This window comes from Psychrobacter sp. GW64-MNA-CIBAN-0177 (assembly GCF_040309585.1).
In the GTDB taxonomy this organism is placed as follows: domain Bacteria; phylum Pseudomonadota; class Gammaproteobacteria; order Pseudomonadales; family Moraxellaceae; genus Psychrobacter; species Psychrobacter okhotskensis.
This window is the reverse complement of the sequence record NZ_JBEOOY010000402.1, coordinates 1-256: the sequence shown is the minus strand read 5'-3', so window position 1 is coordinate 256 and position 256 is coordinate 1. Positions and strand designations below refer to the sequence as shown.

At 43.0% G+C, this 256-nt stretch carries 1 protein-coding gene; it reads right to left on the bottom strand.

The window, feature by feature from the left end:
* Positions 1-256, bottom strand: a 256-nt coding sequence (locus AAEY79_RS15625; protein WP_352289496.1) for an AMP-binding protein, incomplete at both ends; no start/stop codon positions are given.

Sequence of the window (256 nt, the reverse complement as noted above, 5' to 3'; positions counted from 1 at the left end):
AGCCAGTATAAACCTCAATACCTTGTGTTAAGGCGGTTTTTGCCAAGCCTTCGGTCAGTCTTGAGCCGCCAATAATCATTTTTAGCCCATTAAAATTAACATCACGATCTTGCGCTTCTTTGAGCACCATTTGCAAAATCGTTGGTACGCAATGGGTAATACTGACCTTCTCATTAATAATTAAATCGACCAAAGTATCTGGCGCATAACGACCCGGATACACTTGCTTGAGACCAGTCATGGTGGCAGTAAAGGG